Here is a 19,923-nt window from a genome sequence, read left to right on the forward strand (position 1 = left end):
ATGACTGGTGAGGCCATGACCGGCGAGCCGCGCCGGGTCGCCCTGCCGCAGCGCACGGTCGACTCGAGACTGATCGTCGTGGCACGGGCGAAGCGGGCGGAGGACTACGACGCCGTGCTCGACGTGCTCGTGGACGCCGACATCCGCAGTGTCGAGCTCACGCTCACGACTCCGGGTACGTTCGAGCACTTCCCCCAGCTGCTCGCGCGGTTCGGCGACACGGTCGACCTCGGAATCGGCACCGTCACCAACACGGCCGACCTGGCTCGGGCGATCGAGGTCGGCGCGGCGTACATCGTCACCCCGATCACGTCGACCGACTTCGTCACCCAGGCGACGGATGCCGGTGTGCCGATCGTCCCGGGCGGACTCACGCCGACCGAGCTGTTCGCCTCGTGGTCTGCGGGTGCGTCTGCGGTCAAGGTGTTCCCCGCGGGTCAGGTCGGCCCCGCATATCTGAAGGACCTGCGTGGGCCTTTCCCCGACCTCGTCGCGGTGCCTTCCGGCGGAGTCGACCTCGCGGGTGCTGAGGCCTGGCTGCGAGCCGGTGCGGTCGCGGTGAGCGTGGGCGGTCCGCTGCTCGGCGATGCGTTCAACGGTGGCGATCTCGCCGCGTTGCGCGAGCGCGCGGCCGCGTTCGTCGAGGTGTGCGCGCGGGACTCCGCGTGACCTCGCCGTCTGTCGTCACCCTCGGCGAGACCATGGCGCTCGTGCGCACGACCGAGATCGGCTCGCTGCGGCACGCGAACTCCCTGGCGTTCGGCATCGGCGGCGCCGAGAGCAACGTCGCGATCGGCCTCGTCCGGCTCGGCATCCCGACGTCGTGGCTCGGACGCGTGGGCGACGACTCCCTCGGTGAGCGCGTCGCGCGGGAGATCCGCGGCGACGGCGTCGACGTGCGAGCGATCGTCGACCCGGATGCCGCGACCGGCCTCATGGTGAAGGAGCGCCCGTCTGCGGCATCCACCGCCGTGCATTACTACCGCGCGGGGTCGGCCGGATCCCGGCTGCGGCCGGAGGATCTGCCGGACGGATGGGTCGAACACGCCTCCCTGCTGCACATCACCGGCATCACTCCCCTGCTGTCCGACACGGCCGAGGCTGCCGTGCACCTCGCGATCGACCGGGCGCGTGCAGCCGGAACCAGGGTGAGCTTCGACATCAACTACCGTTCGGCGCTCGCCTCCCCCGCGGTCGCGGGCCCGGCGCTGCGCGACATCGCCGAGCGTTCCGATGTCGTCTTCGGCGGCGCCGAGGAGTTCGCCATCCTGTATCCCGGGATCTCGGTGGCGGATGCGGCGGCACGACTGCACGATGCCGGGTGCGCGACGACCGTGCTCAAGCAGGGTCCCGACGGCGCCTCGGTCTTCACGGCCGGATCCCTGGTCGGCGCGCCCGGGTTCACGATCGACCCGGTCGACACCGTGGGTGCGGGCGACGCCTTCGTCGCCGGCTATCTCAGCGCTCTGCTCGACGGCCAGGATCTCGAGGCCGTGCTGCGGCGAGCGAACGCCTGCGGCGCGATGGCCTGCCTGGTTCCCGGTGACTGGGAGGCCGCTCCGACCCTGCGCGATCTCGAGCGGTTCGTCGACGGTGATTCCGACCCGGTGCGGCGCTGATCCGGCGTTGAAGCAGCCCGAGAACGCGTAGCCTCGAAGGATGTCCAAAGCCGTCATCTCTCCGTCCACGGCTTCCGGCCTACCCGATGCAGAGCCCGCGCGCAGAGCGCTGTTCTCGCACGCTGCGGTGAACTCCCGACCGGTCGCGCTCGTCTACCGACTCCTGGCGCTGGCTGTCATCCTCACCGGTGTCATCCGGCACGCCAACCTCCTGACCGGCGACCCCTCGTGGACGACCGTGCTGTTCTACACGATGGTCAGCAATCTGCTCTGTCTCGCCTGGGTGCTGTTCCTCATCGTCCGGACCATCCGAGACCTGCGTCAGAGCGGCCCGTTCGGCACCTCGACGCCCAGTGCCAGGGGCAGCGGAGCGGTGATGTTCGCGATCACCGTCACGATGCTCATCTATCTCATCGTGCTCGTGCCCACGCGGTTCGCCGACGGCGACGCCGAGATCTTCTCGCTCACCGACAACCTGATCCACATCATCACGCCGGTGCTGGTCATCGTCGACTGGCTGCTCTTCGTGCCGAAGGGATCGTTCCGGTGGGTCGACCCGCTGCTGTGGACGCTCGTCCCCTACGCGTACCTGACGTGGGCGTTCGCCTATGGAGCGCTCGGCGGAGAGTTCACGCCCGGCCAGACGTATCCGTACCCCTTCATGGACGTCGACGCGCTCGGTCTCGGCGGCGTCGCCCAGTGGATCATCGCCCTGACGATCGCCCTCATCGCTGTCGGCTTCGTGTTCGTCATCATCGACCGCGCGCTCGGCGCACTCGCCCGACGGGTCGCACGGCACTGATCCGTTCCTCGCGGCGCCTGGGGAGGCTGCGCGCAGCACCGGCACTGCGCCTCGGGAGGAGAACTGCACCTAGGGAGGATGAATCCTCGCATTCCCTCCGCCCGAAGCGCAGATCTCCTCCCGACGGCGCCTTGGGCCCAGGCCCGGTCACAGGCGACCCCCGGTCCGTCTGCAAGACCACGGCACGGATGCAGGACCGAACTCGAGCTCCTGCCCTGCATCCGTGCTTCGGTCCTGCAGATGTGCGAGGCCTGCGAGTCAGTTGATGATCTCGGCACTGTCGTCGGCGTGGAGTGCGGCGAGCCTCTCCCGCCAGGTGGCGAGCGCCTCCGGAGAGAGGCGGGTCCAGTCGAGCACTTCGCGGACGACCCTCAATGGCGCACTGCTGCGATAGGAGCGGGTCGGATTGCCGGGGAACTTCTTGTCCGTCACATTCGGGTCGTTCTCGAAGTCGCCGGTCGGCTCGACCTCGTACACGCGCGGCTCACGATCACCCGGCGCGAGCTCGGCGGCGAGACCCGCGCCATCAGCCACGGCCGTGAAGTAGATGTGATTCATCACGATCTCGGGGCGGTAGTTCGACGCGAACCCCGCCGTCAAGAAGTCGCCCGGGCGCAGATCCGCCTTGGTGCCGTGGAAGAAGGGCCCGTCATCCAGTGCGTCGCTCACCGGCACAGCCTACGACTGCTCCGGATGCCGCGGAAGGGCACTCTGCCCGGGCGCCGATCTACACGGGAGGGGGAGATCCGTGTGCGGGGAAGGCACTGCTCGTGGGGAGGACACTGCGCCCGGGGAAGGCACTGCGCCCGGGGAAGGCACTGCGCCCGGAGAAGGCACTGCGCCTCGGGACGGCACTGCCTCGGGACGGCACTGCCTGGGGAGAGCGCGATGCGCGTGGGGAGGAGATCTGCGCCTGGGGAGGACGAATCCTCGGATTCTCTCCTCCCGAAGCGCAGTCTTCCTCCCGAAGCGCAGTTCTCCTCCCGGCGGAGCGCCTGCCTCAGTCCCTCAGTCGCCGGAGCGACGCGTGCCGACACCCGGCTCGTCGTTGTGGACAGACTCGTCTTGCACGGATGACTCCGAGGACGGATCGACCCGCACCGGACCCGACCCTCCGGAGTCCGCGCCGGCGTTGCCCGCGGGAATCTCCCCGACCTGGTCAGGGTCGTCGGCATCCCGATCCTCGATGAGCGCCGCGATCCCGTCTTCGGAGGGTTCTGCGCCGCTCACATCCCGGCCGGACTTCTCACCGTCGCTGGTCACTCGGTGCCGTCCCGCAGATCCGACGGCGCATCGCCGCTGTGCGGCAGGCCTTCGTCTTCCGGGGCGAGGTCGCCCTGTCCGTCCTCGCCGAGCTCGGCCTCGAGCGGCTCGTCGCCCTGTGTCTCAGGCTGCGAGGTGTCGGTGGGGAACGTCCCATCGGTGAAGTCGTCGACCGGGGGGACTCCCGGCATGTTCGGCGGGAAGCTGTTGGCGAATGCGTCGATGTTCGACATGGTGCCCTCCTCTGATTCGTCCGGACCATAATGATCCGTCCGATCCGCGGCGAGCGCAGGGCGGTTGACAGCTGACCTCGAGACGGGGAGGATTCCGCCACACCGGACCGGCGATCGGGGTCGCGCTCGTGCTCGTGCTGTTCGGATTCAGCTGACCGCCGCCCCTGACCGCTCCGCACCGTGAGAGCATCGATCGCAGACCACGACACGAGGGAGTATTCGGATGCTCGACACAGCAGACAGCGTGAGGCTCGGTCGCTCAGGACTCCGGATCTCCCCGGTGGTTCTCGGATGCATGAGCTTCGGCGCCCCGGATCGCGGCACGCACGGGTGGTCCCTCGACGAAGAGGCCAGCCGTCCGCTGATCAGGCACGCGCTCGAAGCCGGGATCACCACCTTCGACACCGCTGACGTCTACTCCGACGGCACGAGCGAGGAGTTCGTCGGTCGCGCGCTGGCCGACTTCGCGAACCGCGACGAGATCGTGATCGCGACCAAGGTGCACGGGCGCATGGGACCGGGGGCGAACCAGGCCGGGCTCAGTCGCGCCCACATCCTTTCGGGCATCGACGCGAGCCTGAGGCGCCTCGGCACCGACCACGTCGACCTCTACCAGATCCACCGATGGGATCCGCAGACGCCGATCGAGGAGACGATGCAGGCTCTGCACGACGTCGTCCGCTCCGGCAAGGCGCGATATATCGGAGCGTCGTCGATGTGGGCATGGCAGTTCGCGAAGGCTCAGCACGTTGCGGCGCAGAACGGGTGGACGCCGTTCGTGTCGATGCAGGACCAGTACAACCTGCTGCAGCGCGAAGAGGAGCGCGAGATGCACCCCTTCTGCCTCGACTCCGGAGTCGGGGTGCTGCCCTGGTCGCCGCTCGCGCGCGGCAAGCTCACACGCGACTGGGACGAGAAGACCGCACGCACCGCGACGGATGCCTTCGGAGCGACGCTGTATCGCCGCGAAGAGGAGTCGAACCGCGCCATCGTCGAGGCGGTCGCTCGCGTCGCCGAGGCTCGAGGAGTCTCCCGCGCGCAGATCGCTCTCGCATGGGTCGCTCAGCAGAGCGCGGTCACGGCGCCGATCGTCGGCGCAACGAAAGCGGGTCACATCGAGGATGCCGTCGCGGCCGTCAGCATCCACCTCGAACCCGCCGAGCTCGAAGCGCTCACCAGTGTCTATACGCCTCGCGAGCCGGAGGGTTTCTGGCCCAGGTCGAGCGTTACTCGATCTGACCGATGGGCTCGCGCTTCTCGGCCTGGAACTGATCCTCTGCGCGGCCCCGTGCCCAGTAGGCCGAGATCGACAGTGACTCTCTCGGCACGTCGCGCTGCTTCAGCAGAGCCCGCACGGCCTTGATGGTTCCGCGCTCGCCATGCGCGAAGACTCCGGGGTGACCCGCACCCCAGGGCAGCTCGGCGAGAACGGCCAGCAGCTCGTCATCCGAGTCGGTCCATCGAACCGTCACACCGGCCGGCGCCTCGGGCAGGAGGCGGTCGGCCGGGTCGGCGACGGTGAGGATGACGTGCCCGACGGCATCCGCGTCCATCGCTTCGACGGCCGACGAGATCGCGGGGAGGGCGGTGTGGTCGCCGATGAGCAGATGCCACGGGGTTCCCGGCGCGGGCAGGTACCCGCCGCCTGCTCCGCTGACGACGAGCGTGTCGCCGATCTGGGCCGACCGAGCCCACGGGCCCGCGACGCCCTCGTCGCCGTGCACGACGAAGTCGATCACGAGACGCTGCTGCTCGGCATCCGCCGCGCGCACCGTGTAGGTGCGTCGGGTGGGCAGCTTCTCGGGGCTCTCCTCGCGCAGCTGCGCGAGATCGTACGGAGGAGTGAGCCCGTGGCGCGGGTCGGCGAACAGGATCTTCACGTACTTGTCGGAGAAGACGTTGTCGGTGAAGGCCTCGTACCCGTCGCCTCCGGCCGTGATGCGCACGAGGTCAGGACTGACCTGCTCCACCCGCTGCACGCTGAGCACGGCTTGGCTGGGGGTTCGACGAGGCTGGTCCGGCATTTTGCGTCTCCTGACGGTGAGGAACGAAGTCCCCTCCAGTCTGCCCGGCGCAGCCCGGAGCGAGGGCCGCTCAGCCGGCGCAGAGGTCGGTGTCGGCGCTGCGGTTCACCGCGTCGACCGGGCGCGGCGGCACCGGCGTCGCGTGGGGCTGCGAGACGAGCGCTTCGTAGTCGCCACCGAGCAGCACCTGCACTCCTTCGACGTCCCCGACCTGAACGGTCACCGCGAGGCCCAGTTCGGCAGCCAGCGCCTGCGCCGTCTGCTGGGCGTCTGGGGTGTCCGCAGCGGTGATCGTCGTCAGTTCGACCGGGTCGGCATTGGCGATGCTCGCGACCGTGTATCCGTAGCCGGTCGCATCCTCCGAGACGCGGGATGCCAGCCCGCTGATGCCCGCTCCGTTGAGAATCTGCACGGGGGCGGTGCGCACGGTGGCTGGGGGCTGCACCTCGTCGGTGGTCAGCACGATCGGCACGTCGTCGATCAGCGCCCGGAAGATGACGTCGGCATCGGCGGTGGGCACGACGCGGTTGGGATCCTCCGGAGCCTCGGTCGTCGGCATCGTGACGAACGTCACGCTGCTCAGGGGAACATTCGCGACCCTCGCGGCGAGGCCGGCCAGATCGGTCAGGGCGCCGAGCCCCGGATCGACGGTCATCGACGAGGTGACCGCATCGAGAAACGCGTAGAGACGGTCGGGGCGCACCAGCACGTCGGACTTCGTGGCCTTCTGCACGATCGCCGAGAGCACCATCTGCTGATGCCCGAGGCGAGCGATGTCGCTCTCTTCGGCGAGCGCATGCCGGGTGCGGGCGAGCGCGAGCGCCTGGTCGCCGTTGATCGACTGAGCGCCGGCCGGCAGGTCGAGCCTCGCGTGGCCGTCCTGCAGGGGTTCGGGCAGACACACGTCGATGCCGCCCATCGCATCGACCATGCCGATGAAGCCCTCGAAGTCCATCTGCACGAAATGATCGATCGTCATGCCCGTGAGCTGCTCGACCGCCGCGACCGAGCAGGCCGGCCCGTACTGCAGGGCCGAGTTCAGCATCCCGAAGCCGCCGTCGTACGACCCGCGTCCGTTGTCGTCGCAGGCGGGCAGGTCGCCGAGGGTGTCACGCGGAAGCTGCACGGCGTCGATCCGCGTGTTGTCGCTCGAGATGTGAGCGATGACCATCGCATCACTGCGCTCGGTGCCGTCGTCCTCGCCGAAGCCGTCCGATTCGAGTGCTCTCGAGTCGGATCCGAGCAGCAGGATGTTCAGATCCCCTGTCGCGAGCTCGGGTTCGGACTCCCCGTCGTCCGAGCGGATCGGCGCGGTCGTGACGTTTCCCTGCAGCTGCGCGTAGGCGATCGCACCGACGGCGACCAGCGCCACGACGACGGCAGCGCTGATCCAGCCGATCACCCGGCCACGCCGCCGGCGAGGTCGTGGCACCGGTCCGGTCTCGGGCGATGCGTCGTTCTGGCCGTCACTGGGGGAGGATGCTGGCGGTCTCACCTGTTCACACCATCACGACTCAGCCGCCACCACCAACACGTGGAGGCGGCGAGTCCTGCGAGGGTGCTGTGAGCTCGGGCTCACACCGTGACGTAGCCGCGGGAGGAGTCATCGTGGATGAGACGGTAGTCCGGGCTCGTCCCACGGTGATCGGCAAGGCTCCACACCCGTGCCGATCTCGTCTGGTCGGAGGACGAAGCGCCGTATTCGAGCACGAGTGCGGTCGGCATCCGCCCGTCGCGGTACTCGCCGACGAAATAGCGCGGGCTCCCCAGACCGCCCGAGTCCACCCGACCGACGAAGTGACCGGGCTCGCTCGCGCGAGGCGGGGTGGCGAGCAGGTCGGCGGTCGTGATGCGCTGCACGGACTCATGCGGTGCGAACCGCAGCAGCGGGGCGGGCAGAGATCTGTACTCTGGGGCGTGTTCGTGACTCATGCGAGCCTCCTCAGTCAGGGATGGTGGTGTCTCACGGACAGTGGTGCCGGGGCTGCAACCCCGGCACCACGTTGTTCTTCCACCGTACCTTATTTTGAGTCATTCAAAATAACCGCCGCACTCGGCGCGTCAGACGCGAGCGGTGAGTAGCCTTCATCCATGAGCTTCCACATCGAGCACACACTCGACGGCCGCCGCACGAGCACCGGCAGCTACGACACTCTCGGCGAGGCGGTGATCGCGGCGCTGGGCGTGAGGCGGGCGCCCGTGCTCGTCGTCGAGGACTCCGCGCCTGGAGATGCGGATGCCGTCGCCGTCGTCCTGAAGAAGGGTGAGGTGCTCACCGCAACGGCCGAGCCCGGGTGGTGGGGTCGAGTGACGAAGGCATCACAGCAGAAGCTCCTCGCCGGCGGCCGACTCGACGCCGCGGTCGTCACGGATCTCACCGACGCGGGTGGCGCTGTGGCCGCGACAGCATGGGAGAGCGGCCCCGTCGAAGAGTGGGAGCTGACCCCGGCATCCGACCATGACTGGGTGCGGTTCGAGGCGGCTCGGCGGGCGATTCGCGGCTGACACACCTCCGACGCATGCGAAAGGCCCGGCTTCCTCGAGAGGAACCGGGCCTTTTCACATCTGCTTCTCGCTGTGCGCGAGGGGGGACTTGAACCCCCACGTCCATAAGGACACTGGCACCTGAAGCCAGCGCGTCTACCATTCCGCCACTCGCGCGAGTATGTCGGGCTCCCAAGAACTCAACTTCCCAAAGATATCACGCGTTTCGCCTCGCGAAGAAACCGAGGCCGCGGTGGACTCAGCACCGTCGGGAGGACTTCTGCCCCTGGGGAGGAGGATCCCCTCGATTTCCTCCTCCCCAGGGGCAGTTCTCCTCCCGAACGGCGCGCCCCCGGCCGCCGCGAGACACCACCCTCAACCCCGCACACCCCTCCCCACTCCCCCGGATTCTCGGCGCTTTCCCGCCTCGCGAGGGCGTTCACCCAGCACACCTGGCTACGATGTGCGTACCGGTCGGTATGCCAGAGGAGCCCAGTGGGACTACTTGACAGCTTTGAGAAGGGTCTCGAGCGCGCTGTGAACAGCGCGTTCGCGAAGACCTTCCGCAGCGGCATCCAGCCCGTGGAGATCGCTTCGGCCCTTCGGCGCGAAGCGGACACCAAAGCGGCTGTGGTGAGCAGGGACCGCATCATCGCGCCCAACAACTTCGTCGTGCGCCTCAGCACTGACGACGCCGAGCGGATGCAGGGGCTCGGCGGGGCCCTCACCGATGAGCTGCACGCACTGCTCACCAAGCACGCGAAGGCGCAGGGCTACAGCTTCTCCGGCCCGCTGTCGATCTCGCTCGAAGGCGACGACAAGATCGCCACCGGCACGATCAACGTCAGCTCGGGCACGGTCGAGGGCCGCGTCAACTGGCAGGCCGTCATCGACGTCGACGGCCGCCGCCATTCGCTCACCCGTGCCCGCACGGTCATCGGCCGCGGAACGGATGCCGACATCACGATCTCCGACGCGGGATCCAGCCGCAAGCACGTCGAGGTCCTCTGGGACGGCGAGCGCGCCATGATGCGCGACCTCGGCTCGACCAACGGCACCAAGGTCGACGGCCAGAAGGTGCGAGAAGCGGCCCTTCCCTCTGACACCACCATCACCATCGGACGCACCGACCTGGTGTTCCGCATCGTTCCCGTCGCCACCCCGTCTCGCCCGCCGCGGCCGCGCGACGACGACGCGACCCGCGCGTTCGGAGCCATCTCGTGAGCACTCCCAGCGAGCTCGTCCTGCTCCTGCTGCGCATCGGCTTCCTGCTGATCCTGTGGTTCTTCGTGTTCGGAGTCGTCTACTCGCTGCGCGCCGACCTGTTCGGCATGAAGGTGCGCAAGCTGCCGGCCGAGGCCGCTGCCGCGATGCCCGCCCCGACGAAGGCACCCGCCTCAGCACCGGCATCCCGCCCCGCATCGTCGAAGCCCAGCACCGGCCCCGCGACGGTCGCGACGGCCAAGCGCCTCGTGATCACCTCCGGCCCGAAGGCGGGGCTCGAACTGCCCCTCGGCACCGAGACTCTGACGATCGGCCGCTCGAGCGAGTCGGCTCTCGTGATCCGCGACGACTACACCTCCAGCCATCACGCGCGCCTACTGCTCCGAGGCGACAGCTGGGCCATCCAGGATCTCGACTCGACCAACGGCACGTACGTCGCCGGCCAGCGGGTGACCGGCGGTCCTGTCGGCCTCGCCCTCGGCACCCCGATCAAGGTGGGCGCCACGACCTTCGAGCTGCGAGCCTGACCCCGGCATGGTCTTCGAAGGCTCGAGTGCCGCGATCTCCCACACCGGGAAGGTCCGCTCCAACAACCAGGACTCCGGATACTCCGGGGCGAACCTGTTCGTCGTCGCCGACGGCATGGGCGGTCACGCGGGCGGAGACGTCGCGTCGAGCATCGCGATCCACCGGCTCGAGCCGCTCGACCAGCCCTACACGTCGGTCGAAGACGCACAGGCCTCCCTTCAGGCCGCCGCGACCACGGCAGCCGGCGATCTGATCCGCGCCGCCAAGGACCGCCCCGAACTCGCCGGCCTCGGCACGACGCTCAGCGCGATCATCATGGTCGACGACTATGCGGTCATCGGTCACATCGGCGACTCGCGCATCTACCTCTACCGCGACGATGCGGTCACCCAGATCACCGCCGACCACACCTTCGTGCAGCGACTCGTCGACTCTGGTCGCATCACCCCCGAAGAGGCGCGATACCACCCGCGTCGCTCGGTGCTCATGCGCGTGCTCAGCGACATGGACGCCGACCCGGAACTCGACATGTTCGTCATGCACACCCAGCCGGGTGACCGCTGGCTGCTGTGCTCCGACGGGCTCTCCGGTGTCGTCGACGAGGCGCACATCCTCAAGGCGATGCGCATGGGCATGGCACCGGGGCGCACGGCCGACAACCTGCTGAAGCAGGCACTCGACGGCGGCGCGCCCGACAACGTGACGATCGTCCTCGTCGAGGTCGGCGGCCAGCACGCCATGCACTCCGGCACCGCGACGATCGTCGGATCGGCCTCGAACCCCGCCAACATCACCGTGCCACCCGTGCGCGCACCGCGCGGCAACTGGCTGCATCCTGTTCGGCAGGCAGCGAATGAGCCCAGCCACTTCGAGCCGGCTCCCGAGTACCTCGAGGAGCTCATCGAAGAAGACCGCCGACGCGCCAAGCGCCGTCGTCTCGGCTGGATCGCCGGGATGCTGGTGGTCGTCGCGATGCTCGTGTTCGCCGCCTTCGCTGCCTACAGCTGGACCCAGACCCGCTACTTCGTCGGCGCCGACGAGGACAGCGTCGTGATCTACCAGGGCGTGCAGCAGAACATCGGCCCGATCACGCTGTCGACGCCGCTGCGCGACACCGACATCCTGCTCGCGAACCTCCCGCCCTACCAGCGGGATTCCGTCGAGCGCACGATCACCGCCCGTTCCTTCTCCGACGCAGAGGCGATCGTCACGCGGCTCCAGGCCGGAGCCGACCGCGTGATCGGCGAGACTCCTCTCCCCACTCCCCTGCCCACCGAGACGCCGACGGAGGATGCGGGATGAGCACCGACGTCACGGCCGACACGAGCGTCATCAAGGCCCTCAAGAAGATGCGGATGCCGCAGACGCAGCGCAACCGCGAGTTCTGGCTGCTGCTGTTCGCCGTCGCGATCAGCGGCGCGTCCCTCACGCTCGTGCAGCTCGGCGCGCTCGGCCTGATCGACCCGATGATCCTCGCGATCGGCGGCGGTCTCGCCGTTCTCGCGTTCGCGGTGCACTTCGTGCTGCGCGCCGTGGCCTCCGCGGCCGATCCCTTCATCCTGCCGATCGCCACCCTGCTCACGGGTCTCGGCATCGCGATGATCTACCGCATCGACATCGCCCAGTCGCTGACCGGGTGGAACGCGTACTCGACGAAGCAGCTCGCGTGGACCGCGATCTCGCTCGCGGGAGCGATCGCCGTCGTGATCCTGCTGCGCAACTATCGGGTGCTGTTCCGCTACACGTACATCTTCGGACTCTCCGGCATCCTGCTGCTGCTGCTGCCGTTCGTGCCCGGCCTGCGCATCCCCGACGCGAACGCCCAGGTGTGGGTGTCACTCGGCGGCATGTTCGCCTTCCAGCCGGGCGAGCTCGCCAAGATCTGCCTCGCCATCTTCTTCGCCGGCTACCTGGTGCGCACCCGTGAGAGCCTCACGTCGGTGGGCACGAAGTTCCTCGGCATCACCTGGCCGCGCATGCGCGAGCTCGGACCCGTGCTGGTGGTGTGGGCGATCTCGCTCGGAATCATCGTGATCCAGCGCGACCTCGGCACCGGAACCCTCATCTTCGGCATGTTCGTCGCGATGCTCTACGTCGCCACCGGCAAGACCAGCTGGGTGCTGATCGGCCTCGGCCTCGTCGCAGCCGGCGTCGCGGTCGCCACCCAGATCCTCAGCTACGTGCAGGGCCGCTTCACGAACTGGCTGTTCCTCTTCGATCCTGAGAAGGTCGACCCGGACGTCGCAGGGTTCCAGCCCATGCAGGGCCTGTTCGGCCTCGCACACGGCGGTCTGCTCGGCACCGGATGGGGTCAGGGTCGTCCCGAGGTCACCCCGCTCGCGCACAGCGACTACATCATCACCAGCCTCGGTGAGGAGATCGGCCTGATCGGGCTATTCGCCATCCTCTGCCTCTACATGGTGTTCGTCAGCCGCGGCGTGCGCATCGGGCTCGCCGGTCAGGACGACTTCGGCAAGCTCCTCGCCATCGGCCTCTCGTTCACCATCGCACTGCAGGTGTTCATCATGGTCGGCGGTGTGACCCGGCTCATCCCGCTCACCGGTCTGACCACCCCGTTCCTCGCCGCCGGTGGCTCGTCACTCGTGGCCAACTGGCTCATCGTGGCCATCCTGCTGCGCATCTCCGACGGTGTCCGCAGCCAACCCAGGGCGGTGATCGGCTGACATGACCGACTCTTCGACTCGTCGCTGCGCTCCGCACTCAGTGACCGGCGTGCACTCCGCCCGAGGGGGCGTCGCATGACCAAAGAGCTCCGCCGTCTCAGCATCGTCATGCTGTTCATGTTCCTGTCGCTGTTCGCGGCGACCAGCTGGATTCAGGTCGTCGAGGCCGATTCCCTCGGGCAGAACCCGAACAACAGGCGCACGCTGCTCGACAGCTACGAGATCCAACGAGGATCGATCATCGTCGACGACGTGGCGATCGCCTCCTCGACGGCCTCCGACGACCGCTATCAGTTCCAGCGCGTCTACACGGATGCCGCGATGTGGGCGCCCGTCACCGGGTACTTCAACCCTGCGCTGCAGTCGGCGACGGGGATCGAGCGGGCGATGAACGCCGATCTCTCCGGCACGGGCTCGAGCGCGTTCTTCGCCGAAATCGAGCGGATCCTCTCGGGCCAGCCGCAGAGCGGATTCAGTGTGGAGCTGACCCTCGACGCCGCCGCGCAGCGAGCGGCCTACGAGGGCCTCCAGGGACTCAACGGCGCCGTCGTCGCCATCGAGCCGAAGACCGGGCGCATTCTCGCCATGGTGTCGACGCCCGGCTTCGACACCAACCTGCTCGCGACGCATGACGCGGATGCCGCGAACGCGACCTACGACCAGCTCGACGAAGACCCCACGAAGCCGCTCTCGAATCGGGCGATCGCCGGGGACCTCAACCCGCCCGGCTCGACGTTCAAGCTCGTGGTCGCCGCCGCGGCCTATGCGAGCGGCGACTACACCCCTGACTCGACGCTGCCGAACCCCGCTCGCTACCAGCTGCCGCAGTCGAACAACACGGTCTCGAACGCATGGGGCGGCACGTGCGGGCCGGGTGACACCGTGACGATCGCCGAGGCGATCCGGTTGAGCTGCAACATCCCGATGGCTGAACTCGCCGTGCAGCTCGGCGACGACAAGATCCGCGAGATGGCGGAGAAGTTCGGGTGGAACCAGAGCTTCTCCACCCCTCTCGAGTCGACGCCCTCGAGCTACCCCCGCGCCCTCGACGACCCGCAGACCGGACTGACCGGATTCGGACAGGGACAGGTCACCGCCACACCATTGCAGATCGCGATGGTGGCGGCGGGAATCGCGAACGAAGGCGTCGTCATGAACCCCCGTCTGGTCGACACGGTGATCGGCAACGACCTCTCGGTCATCCGTTCGTACGACGACACGCAGTTCGGCCAGGCGACCGATGCGACGATCGCCGATCAGATCACGGCGTCGATGGTCGCCAGCGTCTCAAACGGCGCTGCGCAGGGTGCAAGAATAGACGGGGTCGATGTGGCTGGAAAGACAGGCACGACCGAGAACGGTAACAAGCCCTACACGTTGTGGTTCACCGGTTTCGCGCCGGCGGACGACCCGGAAGTGGCAGTAGCGGTCCTCGTCGAAGACGGCGGCGGACAAGGGCAGTCAGGATCCGGCGACACCATCGCCGCTCCGATTGCAAAGAAGGTCATAGAGGCGGTGCTGGGCAGATGAGACCGACGCAGGGTGTGTCGTTCGGTGGTCGCTACGAGCTGCAGTCGCGTATTGCGATCGGCGGCATGGGCGAGGTGTGGGAGGCGACGGATCACGTCATCGGCCGCACCGTGGCCATCAAGATCCTCAAGGACGAGTACATGGGGGACCCCGGGTTCCTCGAGCGGTTCCGCGCTGAGGCGCGCCATGCCGCTCTCGTCAACCACGAGGGCATCGCGAGCGTCTTCGACTACGGCGAGGAGAACGGCAGCGCCTACCTCGTCATGGAGCTCGTGCCCGGCGAGGCGCTCTCTACCGTGCTCGAGCGCGAGGGCGCGCTGAGCGCCGACAAGACGCTCGACATCGTCGCGCAGACGGCATCCGCTCTGCAGGCCGCCCACGCAGCAGGCCTCGTGCACCGCGACATCAAGCCGGGAAACCTGCTGATCACGCCCGACGGCCGCGTCAAGATCACCGACTTCGGCATCGCCCGCATCGCCGACCAGGTGCCGCTGACGGCCACCGGCCAGGTCATGGGCACCGTGCAGTACCTCTCGCCGGAGCAGGCTTCCGGGCACCCGGCATCGCCGGCGACCGACACCTACTCGCTCGGCATCGTCGCGTACGAGTGCCTCGCAGGCAAGCGCCCCTTCACGGGTGAGTCGCAGGTCGCGATCGCGATGGCGCAGATCAACGAGCAGCCTCCGCCGCTGCCGCCGACCGTGCCGATCCCGGTGCAGAACCTCGTCATGGCGATGATCGCCAAGAAGCCGGCCGACCGGCCCTCGTCCTCCGCGACGGTGGCACGCGCCGCCCAGGCACTGCGCCGAGGCGACCTGAACTCCGCGGCCATCGCCGTGCCGGCCATCGCGACCGGCGGCGTGGCATCAGACGACGCCACCCGACTGCTCACCGCATCCGGCGACGACGGCACGACTCGCATCCTCCCCACCACGGCCCAGCTGCCCACCGGCGAGCAGGCCGATGAGGGCGCCGAGAAGACGAAGAAGAAGCGCAGCCCCTGGACGTGGCCGCTCATCGCTCTGATCGCCCTGCTCGTGATCGTGCTCGGCGGAACCGTGTTCGCTCTGATGAACCCGGGCGACCCCGAGCCCGAGCCGACGCAGTCGGAGACGGCTGTCCAGACGCCCAAGCCGACGCCGAGTGAGACCGAGACGCCCGAGCCCGAGCTGATCGATGTCGATGCTCTCGGGCTCGTCGGAATGCAGTGCGAGGCCGCGCAGGCCGCGGCGGTCAACGCCGGGCTGCAGGCCGAGTGCACCGTGGGCAACACCGTCGCCCCGAGCGCGAGTCAGGTCGGAACGGTCGAATCGGTCCAGCCGGGTGGGAACGTGCCGGAGGGCACGACCATCACCCTGACGACCTTCAAAGAGCAGGTGAAGGTGGGCAAGCCCTCGGGCACCCCGACCATCGCCGGCACCGCGACCGAGGGCGTTCCTGTGACGCTCAACTGGCCGAGCTTCGAGTGCCCCTCGGGCACCCCGGCGCGGTCCGCCTTCGAGGTCACGCTCACCAACGCGACCTTCTCCGGCGGCAACTCGGGCGAGTCCATCCGCAGCTTCGGACCGAGCGTCCTCTCGACGCAGATCGTCCCCGGCACGGCCGGCCAGACGATCACTGCCACGTTCCGTGTGTTCTGCGGAAGCGACATGCCGTCCGAGCAGTCCGACGCGATGCCGGGCGTCGCCATTCTGCCTGCCGCACCGGATCCCGGTGAGGGCGACACCGACGGCGGCGACTCAGGCGAATAAACCGCTCTCGCCGTAGGCTAGAGCATCCACAAGGTCGTATCAGGGGGTCAGTACGTGTCGACAGAGCCACGCGTTCTCGCGGGTCGCTACCGCGTAGACGAGCTCATCGGGCACGGCGGCATGGCGAAGGTGTACCGAGGGTACGACCTCACGCTCGGTCGTGCGGTCGCGATCAAGATCCTCGACCCCGAGCTCGCACGGGACAACGCGTTCCGCACGCGCTTCCGTCTCGAGGCGCAGTCGGCGTCGCGCATGTCGCACCCGTCGATCGTCCGCGTCTACGACGCCGGCGACCCCTCGACCACCGACAGCAGCACCGATGAGCCTCCGTACATCATCATGGAGCTGATCAGCGGAACCCTGCTGAAGGACATCATCGCGAAGGGTCCGGTGCCTGTCGAAGACGCCGTGCGCTACGTCGACGGCATCCTCGAGGCGCTCGACTACTCGCACCGCGCGGGCGTCGTGCACCGAGACATCAAGCCGGGCAACGTCATGGTGACCGACAAGGGCCAGGTCAAGGTCATGGACTTCGGCATCGCCCGCGCCGTGTCCGACTCGTCCTCGACCGTTGCCGAGACCACGCAGATCATCGGCACCGCCGCATACTTCTCGCCCGAGCAGGCCAAGGGCGAGCCGGTCGACGCCCGGGCCGACCTCTACTCCACCGGCGTGGTGCTCTACGAGCTGCTCACCGGTCGTCAGCCGTTCCGCGGCGAATCGCCGGTCGCCGTCGCGTACCAGCACGTCAGCGAGACCCCCGTGCCTCCGACCGAGGTGAACGAGGACTCCCCCGGTGCGCTCGACCCGATCGTCCTCCGCGCACTCGCGAAAGACCCGTACCAACGGTACCCGGATGCCGCGCACTTCCGCGCAGCGCTCGACTCCGCGGTCTCCGGCCACGCGCCGAGCCGCAAGGAACTCGGCGCGCTCACCAGCGAGCTGTATGGACCGAGCCCGCGCGCCGCGCAGGAGACGGCCCGGTCGCTGCGCCAGCTGAGCACTGACACGACCATGGCTCGCACGCAGTCAGGTCCGCCGGTCGCGTGGATCTGGGCAGGTGTCGCGCTGCTCGCGGTGCTCCTCGCATCCGTGCTGTTCTGGGTGTGGACGCTCAGCATGCGCCCGGATGACGTGCCGTCGAGCGCTCGCGTCGTGCCGGATCTCGTCAACGTCTCGTCCGAGCGCGCCCAGGACGATCTCGCCGAGCTCGATCTGACCACCAAGCTCGTGCTCGAGTCGAGCAACGACATCGTCGAGGGCAACGTGATCCGCACCGATCCGGAGAGCGGTACAGCCGTCAGCGAGGGTGATTCCGTCACCATCTACGTGTCATCAGGCAAAGAGACCGTGATGGTGCCGATTCTCGAGGGGCTGTCGTTGACGGCCGCCAAAGATGCTCTCGCGGCAGCGGGTCTCGAACTCGGCACGGTGATCCAGCGCAACGACAAGGGCCTGGCAGCAGAGACGGTGATGGAGGCGAGCGAGGCCGCCGAGAGCGAGGTCGCGCCGCAGACCGTCGTGAATCTCGTGGTCGCCAGCGGCCGGGTGACCCTCACCGATGTCACAGGGTGGACGATGGATGCCGCGCAGGCAGAGCTCGAACGCATCGGGCTCACACCGAGCCCGGTCGAGCTGATCGACTGCACGCCGACCGAGCCCCCCACCGTGTCGTCGATGTCGGCCGCGCCGGGCGATGTCGCGATCGGCTCGACCGTCGAACTGCGCTACTGCGTCGCCGCCGGCTGACCCGAGGCGTCACCGACGCTTCACACGCCCGAGAGCGGATGCAGGTTCGCCGACAGGGCCACGGCGTCCGGGTCGCCGCAGAGGTCGAGCCAGTTCGCCAGCAGGCGGTAGCCGCCTTCAGTGAGCACGCTCTCGGGGTGGAACTGCACCCCGAGAATCGGCAGCCGGGTGTGCGCCAGGGCCATGACGGTGCCGCTCTCCGTGCGCGCGGTGACGACGACGTCGGCCGGCAGCGCCGACTCCGCGAGGGCGAGAGAGTGATATCTGCCGGCATCGAACGGCGACGGGATGCCGGCGAAGAGAGCCGAGCCGTCGTGCGTGACCCGCGACACCATGCCGTGCATCAGCTCCGGCGCCTCCGACACGGCTGTGCCGAAGGCCGCGCCGATCACCTGATGCCCGAGGCAGACGCCGAGGAGAGGCATGCCGATCCGCGCGGCGAGGCGCACGGCATCGATCGATACCCCGGCGTCGGCTGGTGTGCCCGGGCCCGGCGAGAGGAGCAGCGCGTCGAAGGCGGGCAGCATCCCCTCGAGCTGCGCGGCGTCGGTGGCATCCGCTTCGATCAGGGTGACATCGGCGCCGAGCTCACGCAGGTACCCGACGAGGGTGTGCACGAAGCTGTCGTGGTTGTCCACGACCAGCACGCGGGTCATTCGAGATCGACCTCGCCCGGTGTGATCAGGGGGCTCACCCAGGGGAACACGAACCAGAACAACCCGTAGAGCACTGCTGCGATGAGCACGAGGAGGAAGAAGAGCTTCAGCCACCACGGACCGGGCAGCAGGCGCCAGAGTGCGGCATACATGATTTCGTCTCGTTCCGTTCGGCTAGATCGACGGCGCAGCCGGCGGAGGCGGGGGGTCGGTGAGCGCCGTGGGCGGGCCCTCGGCGCGGGGCTGGAAGCTGTCGAACACCCCGTAGGCGACGATGCGCTCAGCGAGTGAGTAGAGCGGCGAGCAGGCGGTCAGAGTGATGTACTTCTCGCCCGTCTCGACGCCCGGCATCTGCGGCACGTCGAGCAGCACGTCGGTCTGCGTCGGCTTCACGTACTCCAGCGTCCGGAAACGGTAGGTGAACCATCCGTCGGGGGTCTCGACGACGATCGCATCGCCGACCTGGAGCTTGTCGAGCTGGTTGAAGGGCTTGCCCCAGGTGGTGCGGTGCCCGGCCATCGCGAAGTTGCCGACCTCGCCGGGCATCTTCGAGTCGGTGTAGACGCCGATTCCCAGGTCGTCGAGAGTGCGTGCACGGCTCGTGCCCCCGTAGATGCCGACGTTGTAGTCAGCACCGAAACGCGGCACGTGCATCTGCGCGAACCACTGTGCGTCGGCGGGGGCGGCCGGTATCACGGGCTCGTAGTATGTCGTGCCGTCCTCCCCCTCGATCAGGGGCGGAGGCTCGGGTGCCGGAGCCTCGGCAAGCGTCTGCGACATGGCAGCGCCCTCGTCGTTCTTCTGCGCGGCGATGATGATGTCGCCGATCCACATCTGCCAGGCGACGAAGAGCAGCACGAGCACGCCACCGGTGAGCAACAGCTCGCCGAGCACGCTCGTGAAGGTCGCGCGCGATCGGGGGCGACGGCGTCGTGCGCGTCGCTCCCCCGAGACGACGGATGCAGTCATGGCCAGATCTTATCTTCCAGACCTGGACACCAGCCCTCTGGCCTTGCTTTTCCGCGCGATATGACACTCTTGGGTACACTGTGGGAATGGCACGCGACCGCAAGACTGAAGAACCCGAAGCTCCGCGCAGCGAAGGCGAAGCCGCACCCAACGCCGTGTGGTTCAAGCCGGTGATGGTCGGCTTCATGCTCCTCGGTCTGGTGTGGATTCTCGTGTTCTACATCTCCGGCATGCAGTTCCCGATTCCCGGTCTCGACAACTGGAACCTCGCTATCGGTCTGGGCATCGCCCTGATCGGCTTCCTGATGACCACCCGCTGGCGCTGACGCCAGCCCCCTCTCTTCGAAGAAGGCCCCTCTCGCTCAGGCGAGAGGGGCCTTCTTCGTGTCGTCGACGAGCGATTCGGT

General features: G+C 68.2%; 21 protein-coding genes, 1 tRNA gene and 1 pseudogene. 13 read left to right on the plus strand and 10 right to left on the minus strand.

The genetic code is table 11. The features are described 5' to 3' along the window. The 3 genes from OB895_RS11750 to OB895_RS11760 are packed head-to-tail and all read left to right on the plus strand — an operon-like array spanning nt 1 to nt 2,421. Nucleotides 1-669 carry a bifunctional 4-hydroxy-2-oxoglutarate aldolase/2-dehydro-3-deoxy-phosphogluconate aldolase gene (locus tag OB895_RS11750; protein WP_231567569.1) on the plus strand — a complete coding sequence of 223 codons (669 nt, stop codon included), beginning with the start codon at nt 1-3 and terminating at the stop codon, nt 667-669. After that, complete coding sequence (locus OB895_RS11755) at nt 666-1,619, plus strand: sugar kinase (protein ID WP_311877763.1); 954 nt, start codon at nt 666-668, stop codon at nt 1,617-1,619. Before OB895_RS11750 ends, OB895_RS11755 begins: the two co-directional genes overlap by 4 nt. Before the next feature lie 40 nt (nt 1,620-1,659). Next, nucleotides 1,660-2,421, plus strand: coding sequence for a Pr6Pr family membrane protein (locus OB895_RS11760; RefSeq protein ID WP_311877764.1), 762 nt, complete (start codon nt 1,660-1,662; stop codon nt 2,419-2,421). Nucleotides 2,422-2,679: 258 nt separating this feature from the next. Here the strand turns inward: OB895_RS11760 and arr are convergent, their stop codons facing one another. From arr to OB895_RS11775, 3 genes are all read right to left on the minus strand, one after another. Then, entirely contained in the window at nt 2,680-3,090 is a 411-nt protein-coding gene (gene arr / locus OB895_RS11765; protein WP_079113849.1) for an NAD(+)--rifampin ADP-ribosyltransferase, read from the minus strand. Between the two features lie 339 nt (nt 3,091-3,429). Beyond that, nucleotides 3,430-3,684, minus strand: a complete 255-nt coding sequence (locus OB895_RS11770; RefSeq protein ID WP_042540993.1) for a hypothetical protein — start codon at nt 3,682-3,684, stop codon at nt 3,430-3,432. Further along, nucleotides 3,681-3,917 carry a hypothetical protein gene (locus OB895_RS11775; RefSeq protein ID WP_042540995.1) on the minus strand — a complete coding sequence of 79 codons (237 nt, stop codon included), beginning with the start codon at nt 3,915-3,917 and terminating at the stop codon, nt 3,681-3,683. The genes OB895_RS11770 and OB895_RS11775 overlap by 4 nt, the downstream gene beginning before the upstream one ends. Before the next feature lie 223 nt (nt 3,918-4,140). Between OB895_RS11775 and OB895_RS11780 the strand changes: the two are divergent. Beyond that, nucleotides 4,141-5,091: pseudogene (locus tag OB895_RS11780) on the plus strand (aldo/keto reductase); the annotation flags it as partial. A gap of 52 nt (nt 5,092-5,143) precedes the next feature. Here the strand turns inward: OB895_RS11780 and OB895_RS11785 are convergent. The 3 genes from OB895_RS11785 to OB895_RS11795 form a co-directional block, all read right to left on the minus strand. Then, on the minus strand, nt 5,144-5,941 hold the full coding sequence (locus OB895_RS11785; protein ID WP_309692514.1) for a siderophore-interacting protein: 798 nt from the start codon (nt 5,939-5,941) through the stop codon (nt 5,144-5,146). A 70-nt stretch (nt 5,942-6,011) separates the two neighbouring features. After that, nucleotides 6,012-7,373, minus strand: a complete 1,362-nt coding sequence (locus OB895_RS11790; protein WP_197066062.1) for an LCP family protein — start codon at nt 7,371-7,373, stop codon at nt 6,012-6,014. A 143-nt stretch (nt 7,374-7,516) separates the two neighbouring features. Further along, nucleotides 7,517-7,873 carry a hypothetical protein gene (locus OB895_RS11795; protein WP_311877770.1) on the minus strand — a complete coding sequence of 119 codons (357 nt, stop codon included), beginning with the start codon at nt 7,871-7,873 and terminating at the stop codon, nt 7,517-7,519. A 159-nt stretch (nt 7,874-8,032) separates the two neighbouring features. Between OB895_RS11795 and OB895_RS11800 the strand changes: the two genes are divergently transcribed. Then, nucleotides 8,033-8,446: a hypothetical protein gene (locus OB895_RS11800; RefSeq protein WP_311877772.1), complete on the plus strand. Its 414-nt coding sequence runs from the start codon at nt 8,033-8,035 to the stop codon at nt 8,444-8,446. Between the two features lie 73 nt (nt 8,447-8,519). Here the strand turns inward: OB895_RS11800 and OB895_RS11805 are convergent. Beyond that, nucleotides 8,520-8,602 (minus strand) — tRNA-Leu (locus OB895_RS11805). A 318-nt stretch (nt 8,603-8,920) separates the two neighbouring features. On the opposite strand from OB895_RS11805, the gene OB895_RS11810 reads away from it, so the two are divergent. The 7 genes from OB895_RS11810 to pknB all read left to right on the plus strand — a co-directional run bounded on the left by OB895_RS11810 (nt 8,921) and on the right by pknB (nt 17,891). After that, on the plus strand, nt 8,921-9,649 hold the full coding sequence (locus OB895_RS11810; RefSeq protein ID WP_042541009.1) for an FHA domain-containing protein: 729 nt from the start codon (nt 8,921-8,923) through the stop codon (nt 9,647-9,649). Beyond that, nucleotides 9,646-10,176 carry an FHA domain-containing protein FhaB/FipA gene (locus OB895_RS11815; protein ID WP_056375015.1) on the plus strand — a complete coding sequence of 177 codons (531 nt, stop codon included), beginning with the start codon at nt 9,646-9,648 and terminating at the stop codon, nt 10,174-10,176. Before OB895_RS11810 ends, OB895_RS11815 begins: the two co-directional genes overlap by 4 nt. A gap of 7 nt (nt 10,177-10,183) precedes the next feature. Then, on the plus strand, nt 10,184-11,479 hold the full coding sequence (locus tag OB895_RS11820; RefSeq protein WP_042541012.1) for a PP2C family protein-serine/threonine phosphatase: 1,296 nt from the start codon (nt 10,184-10,186) through the stop codon (nt 11,477-11,479). Next, nucleotides 11,476-12,861, plus strand: a complete 1,386-nt coding sequence (locus OB895_RS11825) for an FtsW/RodA/SpoVE family cell cycle protein (protein ID WP_042541014.1) — start codon at nt 11,476-11,478, stop codon at nt 12,859-12,861. The genes OB895_RS11820 and OB895_RS11825 overlap by 4 nt, the downstream gene beginning before the upstream one ends. Nucleotides 12,862-12,936: 75 nt before the next feature. After that, nucleotides 12,937-14,391 (plus strand): peptidoglycan D,D-transpeptidase FtsI family protein, encoded by a 1,455-nt coding sequence (locus OB895_RS11830; RefSeq protein WP_056375013.1) that lies wholly within the window; start codon nt 12,937-12,939, stop codon nt 14,389-14,391. Continuing rightward, nucleotides 14,388-16,142, plus strand: a complete 1,755-nt coding sequence (locus tag OB895_RS11835) for a protein kinase domain-containing protein (protein WP_042541018.1) — start codon at nt 14,388-14,390, stop codon at nt 16,140-16,142. The genes OB895_RS11830 and OB895_RS11835 overlap by 4 nt, the downstream gene beginning before the upstream one ends. A 54-nt stretch (nt 16,143-16,196) precedes the next feature. Continuing rightward, nucleotides 16,197-17,891 (plus strand): Stk1 family PASTA domain-containing Ser/Thr kinase, encoded by a 1,695-nt coding sequence (pknB, locus tag OB895_RS11840; RefSeq protein WP_042541020.1) that lies wholly within the window; start codon nt 16,197-16,199, stop codon nt 17,889-17,891. 20 nt (nt 17,892-17,911) lie between these two features. Here the strand turns inward: pknB and OB895_RS11845 are convergent, their stop codons facing one another. From OB895_RS11845 to OB895_RS11855, 3 genes are read right to left on the minus strand one after another with little or no spacing between them, the layout of a single operon-like run. Next, on the minus strand, nt 17,912-18,547 hold the full coding sequence (locus tag OB895_RS11845) for an anthranilate synthase component II (protein WP_311877777.1): 636 nt from the start codon (nt 18,545-18,547) through the stop codon (nt 17,912-17,914). Next, nucleotides 18,544-18,699 carry a hypothetical protein gene (locus OB895_RS11850; RefSeq protein WP_042541024.1) on the minus strand — a complete coding sequence of 52 codons (156 nt, stop codon included), beginning with the start codon at nt 18,697-18,699 and terminating at the stop codon, nt 18,544-18,546. The genes OB895_RS11845 and OB895_RS11850 overlap by 4 nt, the downstream gene beginning before the upstream one ends. A gap of 22 nt (nt 18,700-18,721) precedes the next feature. Continuing rightward, complete coding sequence (locus tag OB895_RS11855) at nt 18,722-19,516, minus strand: class E sortase (protein ID WP_056375007.1); 795 nt, start codon at nt 19,514-19,516, stop codon at nt 18,722-18,724. Nucleotides 19,517-19,602: 86 nt separating this feature from the next. On the opposite strand from OB895_RS11855, the gene OB895_RS11860 reads away from it, so the two are divergent. Continuing rightward, nucleotides 19,603-19,842, plus strand: a complete 240-nt coding sequence (locus OB895_RS11860) for a cell division protein CrgA (RefSeq protein ID WP_042541028.1) — start codon at nt 19,603-19,605, stop codon at nt 19,840-19,842. Nucleotides 19,843-19,923: the final 81 nt, after the last annotated feature.

Origin of the sequence: Microbacterium forte (assembly GCF_031885415.1) — a bacterium.
Classification (GTDB): domain Bacteria; phylum Actinomycetota; class Actinomycetes; order Actinomycetales; family Microbacteriaceae; genus Microbacterium; species Microbacterium forte.

Bases quoted from the DNA above. Each gene is read 5' to 3' on its own strand.
- OB895_RS11750 (WP_231567569.1), top strand. From the start codon at position 1: ATGACTGGTGAGGCCATGACCGGCGAGCCGCGCCGGGTCGCCCTGCCG.
- OB895_RS11760 (WP_311877764.1), top strand. From the start codon at position 1,660: ATGTCCAAAGCCGTCATCTCTCCGTCCACGGCTTCCGGCCTACCCGAT.
- OB895_RS11775 (WP_042540995.1), bottom strand. From the start codon at position 3,917: ATGTCGAACATCGACGCATTCGCCAACAGCTTCCCGCCGAACATGCCG.
- OB895_RS11785 (WP_309692514.1), bottom strand. From the start codon at position 5,941: ATGCCGGACCAGCCTCGTCGAACCCCCAGCCAAGCCGTGCTCAGCGTG.
- OB895_RS11795 (WP_311877770.1), bottom strand. From the start codon at position 7,873: ATGAGTCACGAACACGCCCCAGAGTACAGATCTCTGCCCGCCCCGCTG.
- OB895_RS11800 (WP_311877772.1), top strand. From the start codon at position 8,033: ATGAGCTTCCACATCGAGCACACACTCGACGGCCGCCGCACGAGCACC.
- OB895_RS11820 (WP_042541012.1), top strand. From the start codon at position 10,184: ATGGTCTTCGAAGGCTCGAGTGCCGCGATCTCCCACACCGGGAAGGTC.
- OB895_RS11825 (WP_042541014.1), top strand. From the start codon at position 11,476: ATGAGCACCGACGTCACGGCCGACACGAGCGTCATCAAGGCCCTCAAG.
- OB895_RS11830 (WP_056375013.1), top strand. From the start codon at position 12,937: ATGACCAAAGAGCTCCGCCGTCTCAGCATCGTCATGCTGTTCATGTTC.
- OB895_RS11835 (WP_042541018.1), top strand. From the start codon at position 14,388: ATGAGACCGACGCAGGGTGTGTCGTTCGGTGGTCGCTACGAGCTGCAG.
- OB895_RS11845 (WP_311877777.1), bottom strand. From the start codon at position 18,547: ATGACCCGCGTGCTGGTCGTGGACAACCACGACAGCTTCGTGCACACC.
- OB895_RS11850 (WP_042541024.1), bottom strand. From the start codon at position 18,699: ATGTATGCCGCACTCTGGCGCCTGCTGCCCGGTCCGTGGTGGCTGAAG.
- OB895_RS11855 (WP_056375007.1), bottom strand. From the start codon at position 19,516: ATGACTGCATCCGTCGTCTCGGGGGAGCGACGCGCACGACGCCGTCGC.
- OB895_RS11860 (WP_042541028.1), top strand. From the start codon at position 19,603: ATGGCACGCGACCGCAAGACTGAAGAACCCGAAGCTCCGCGCAGCGAA.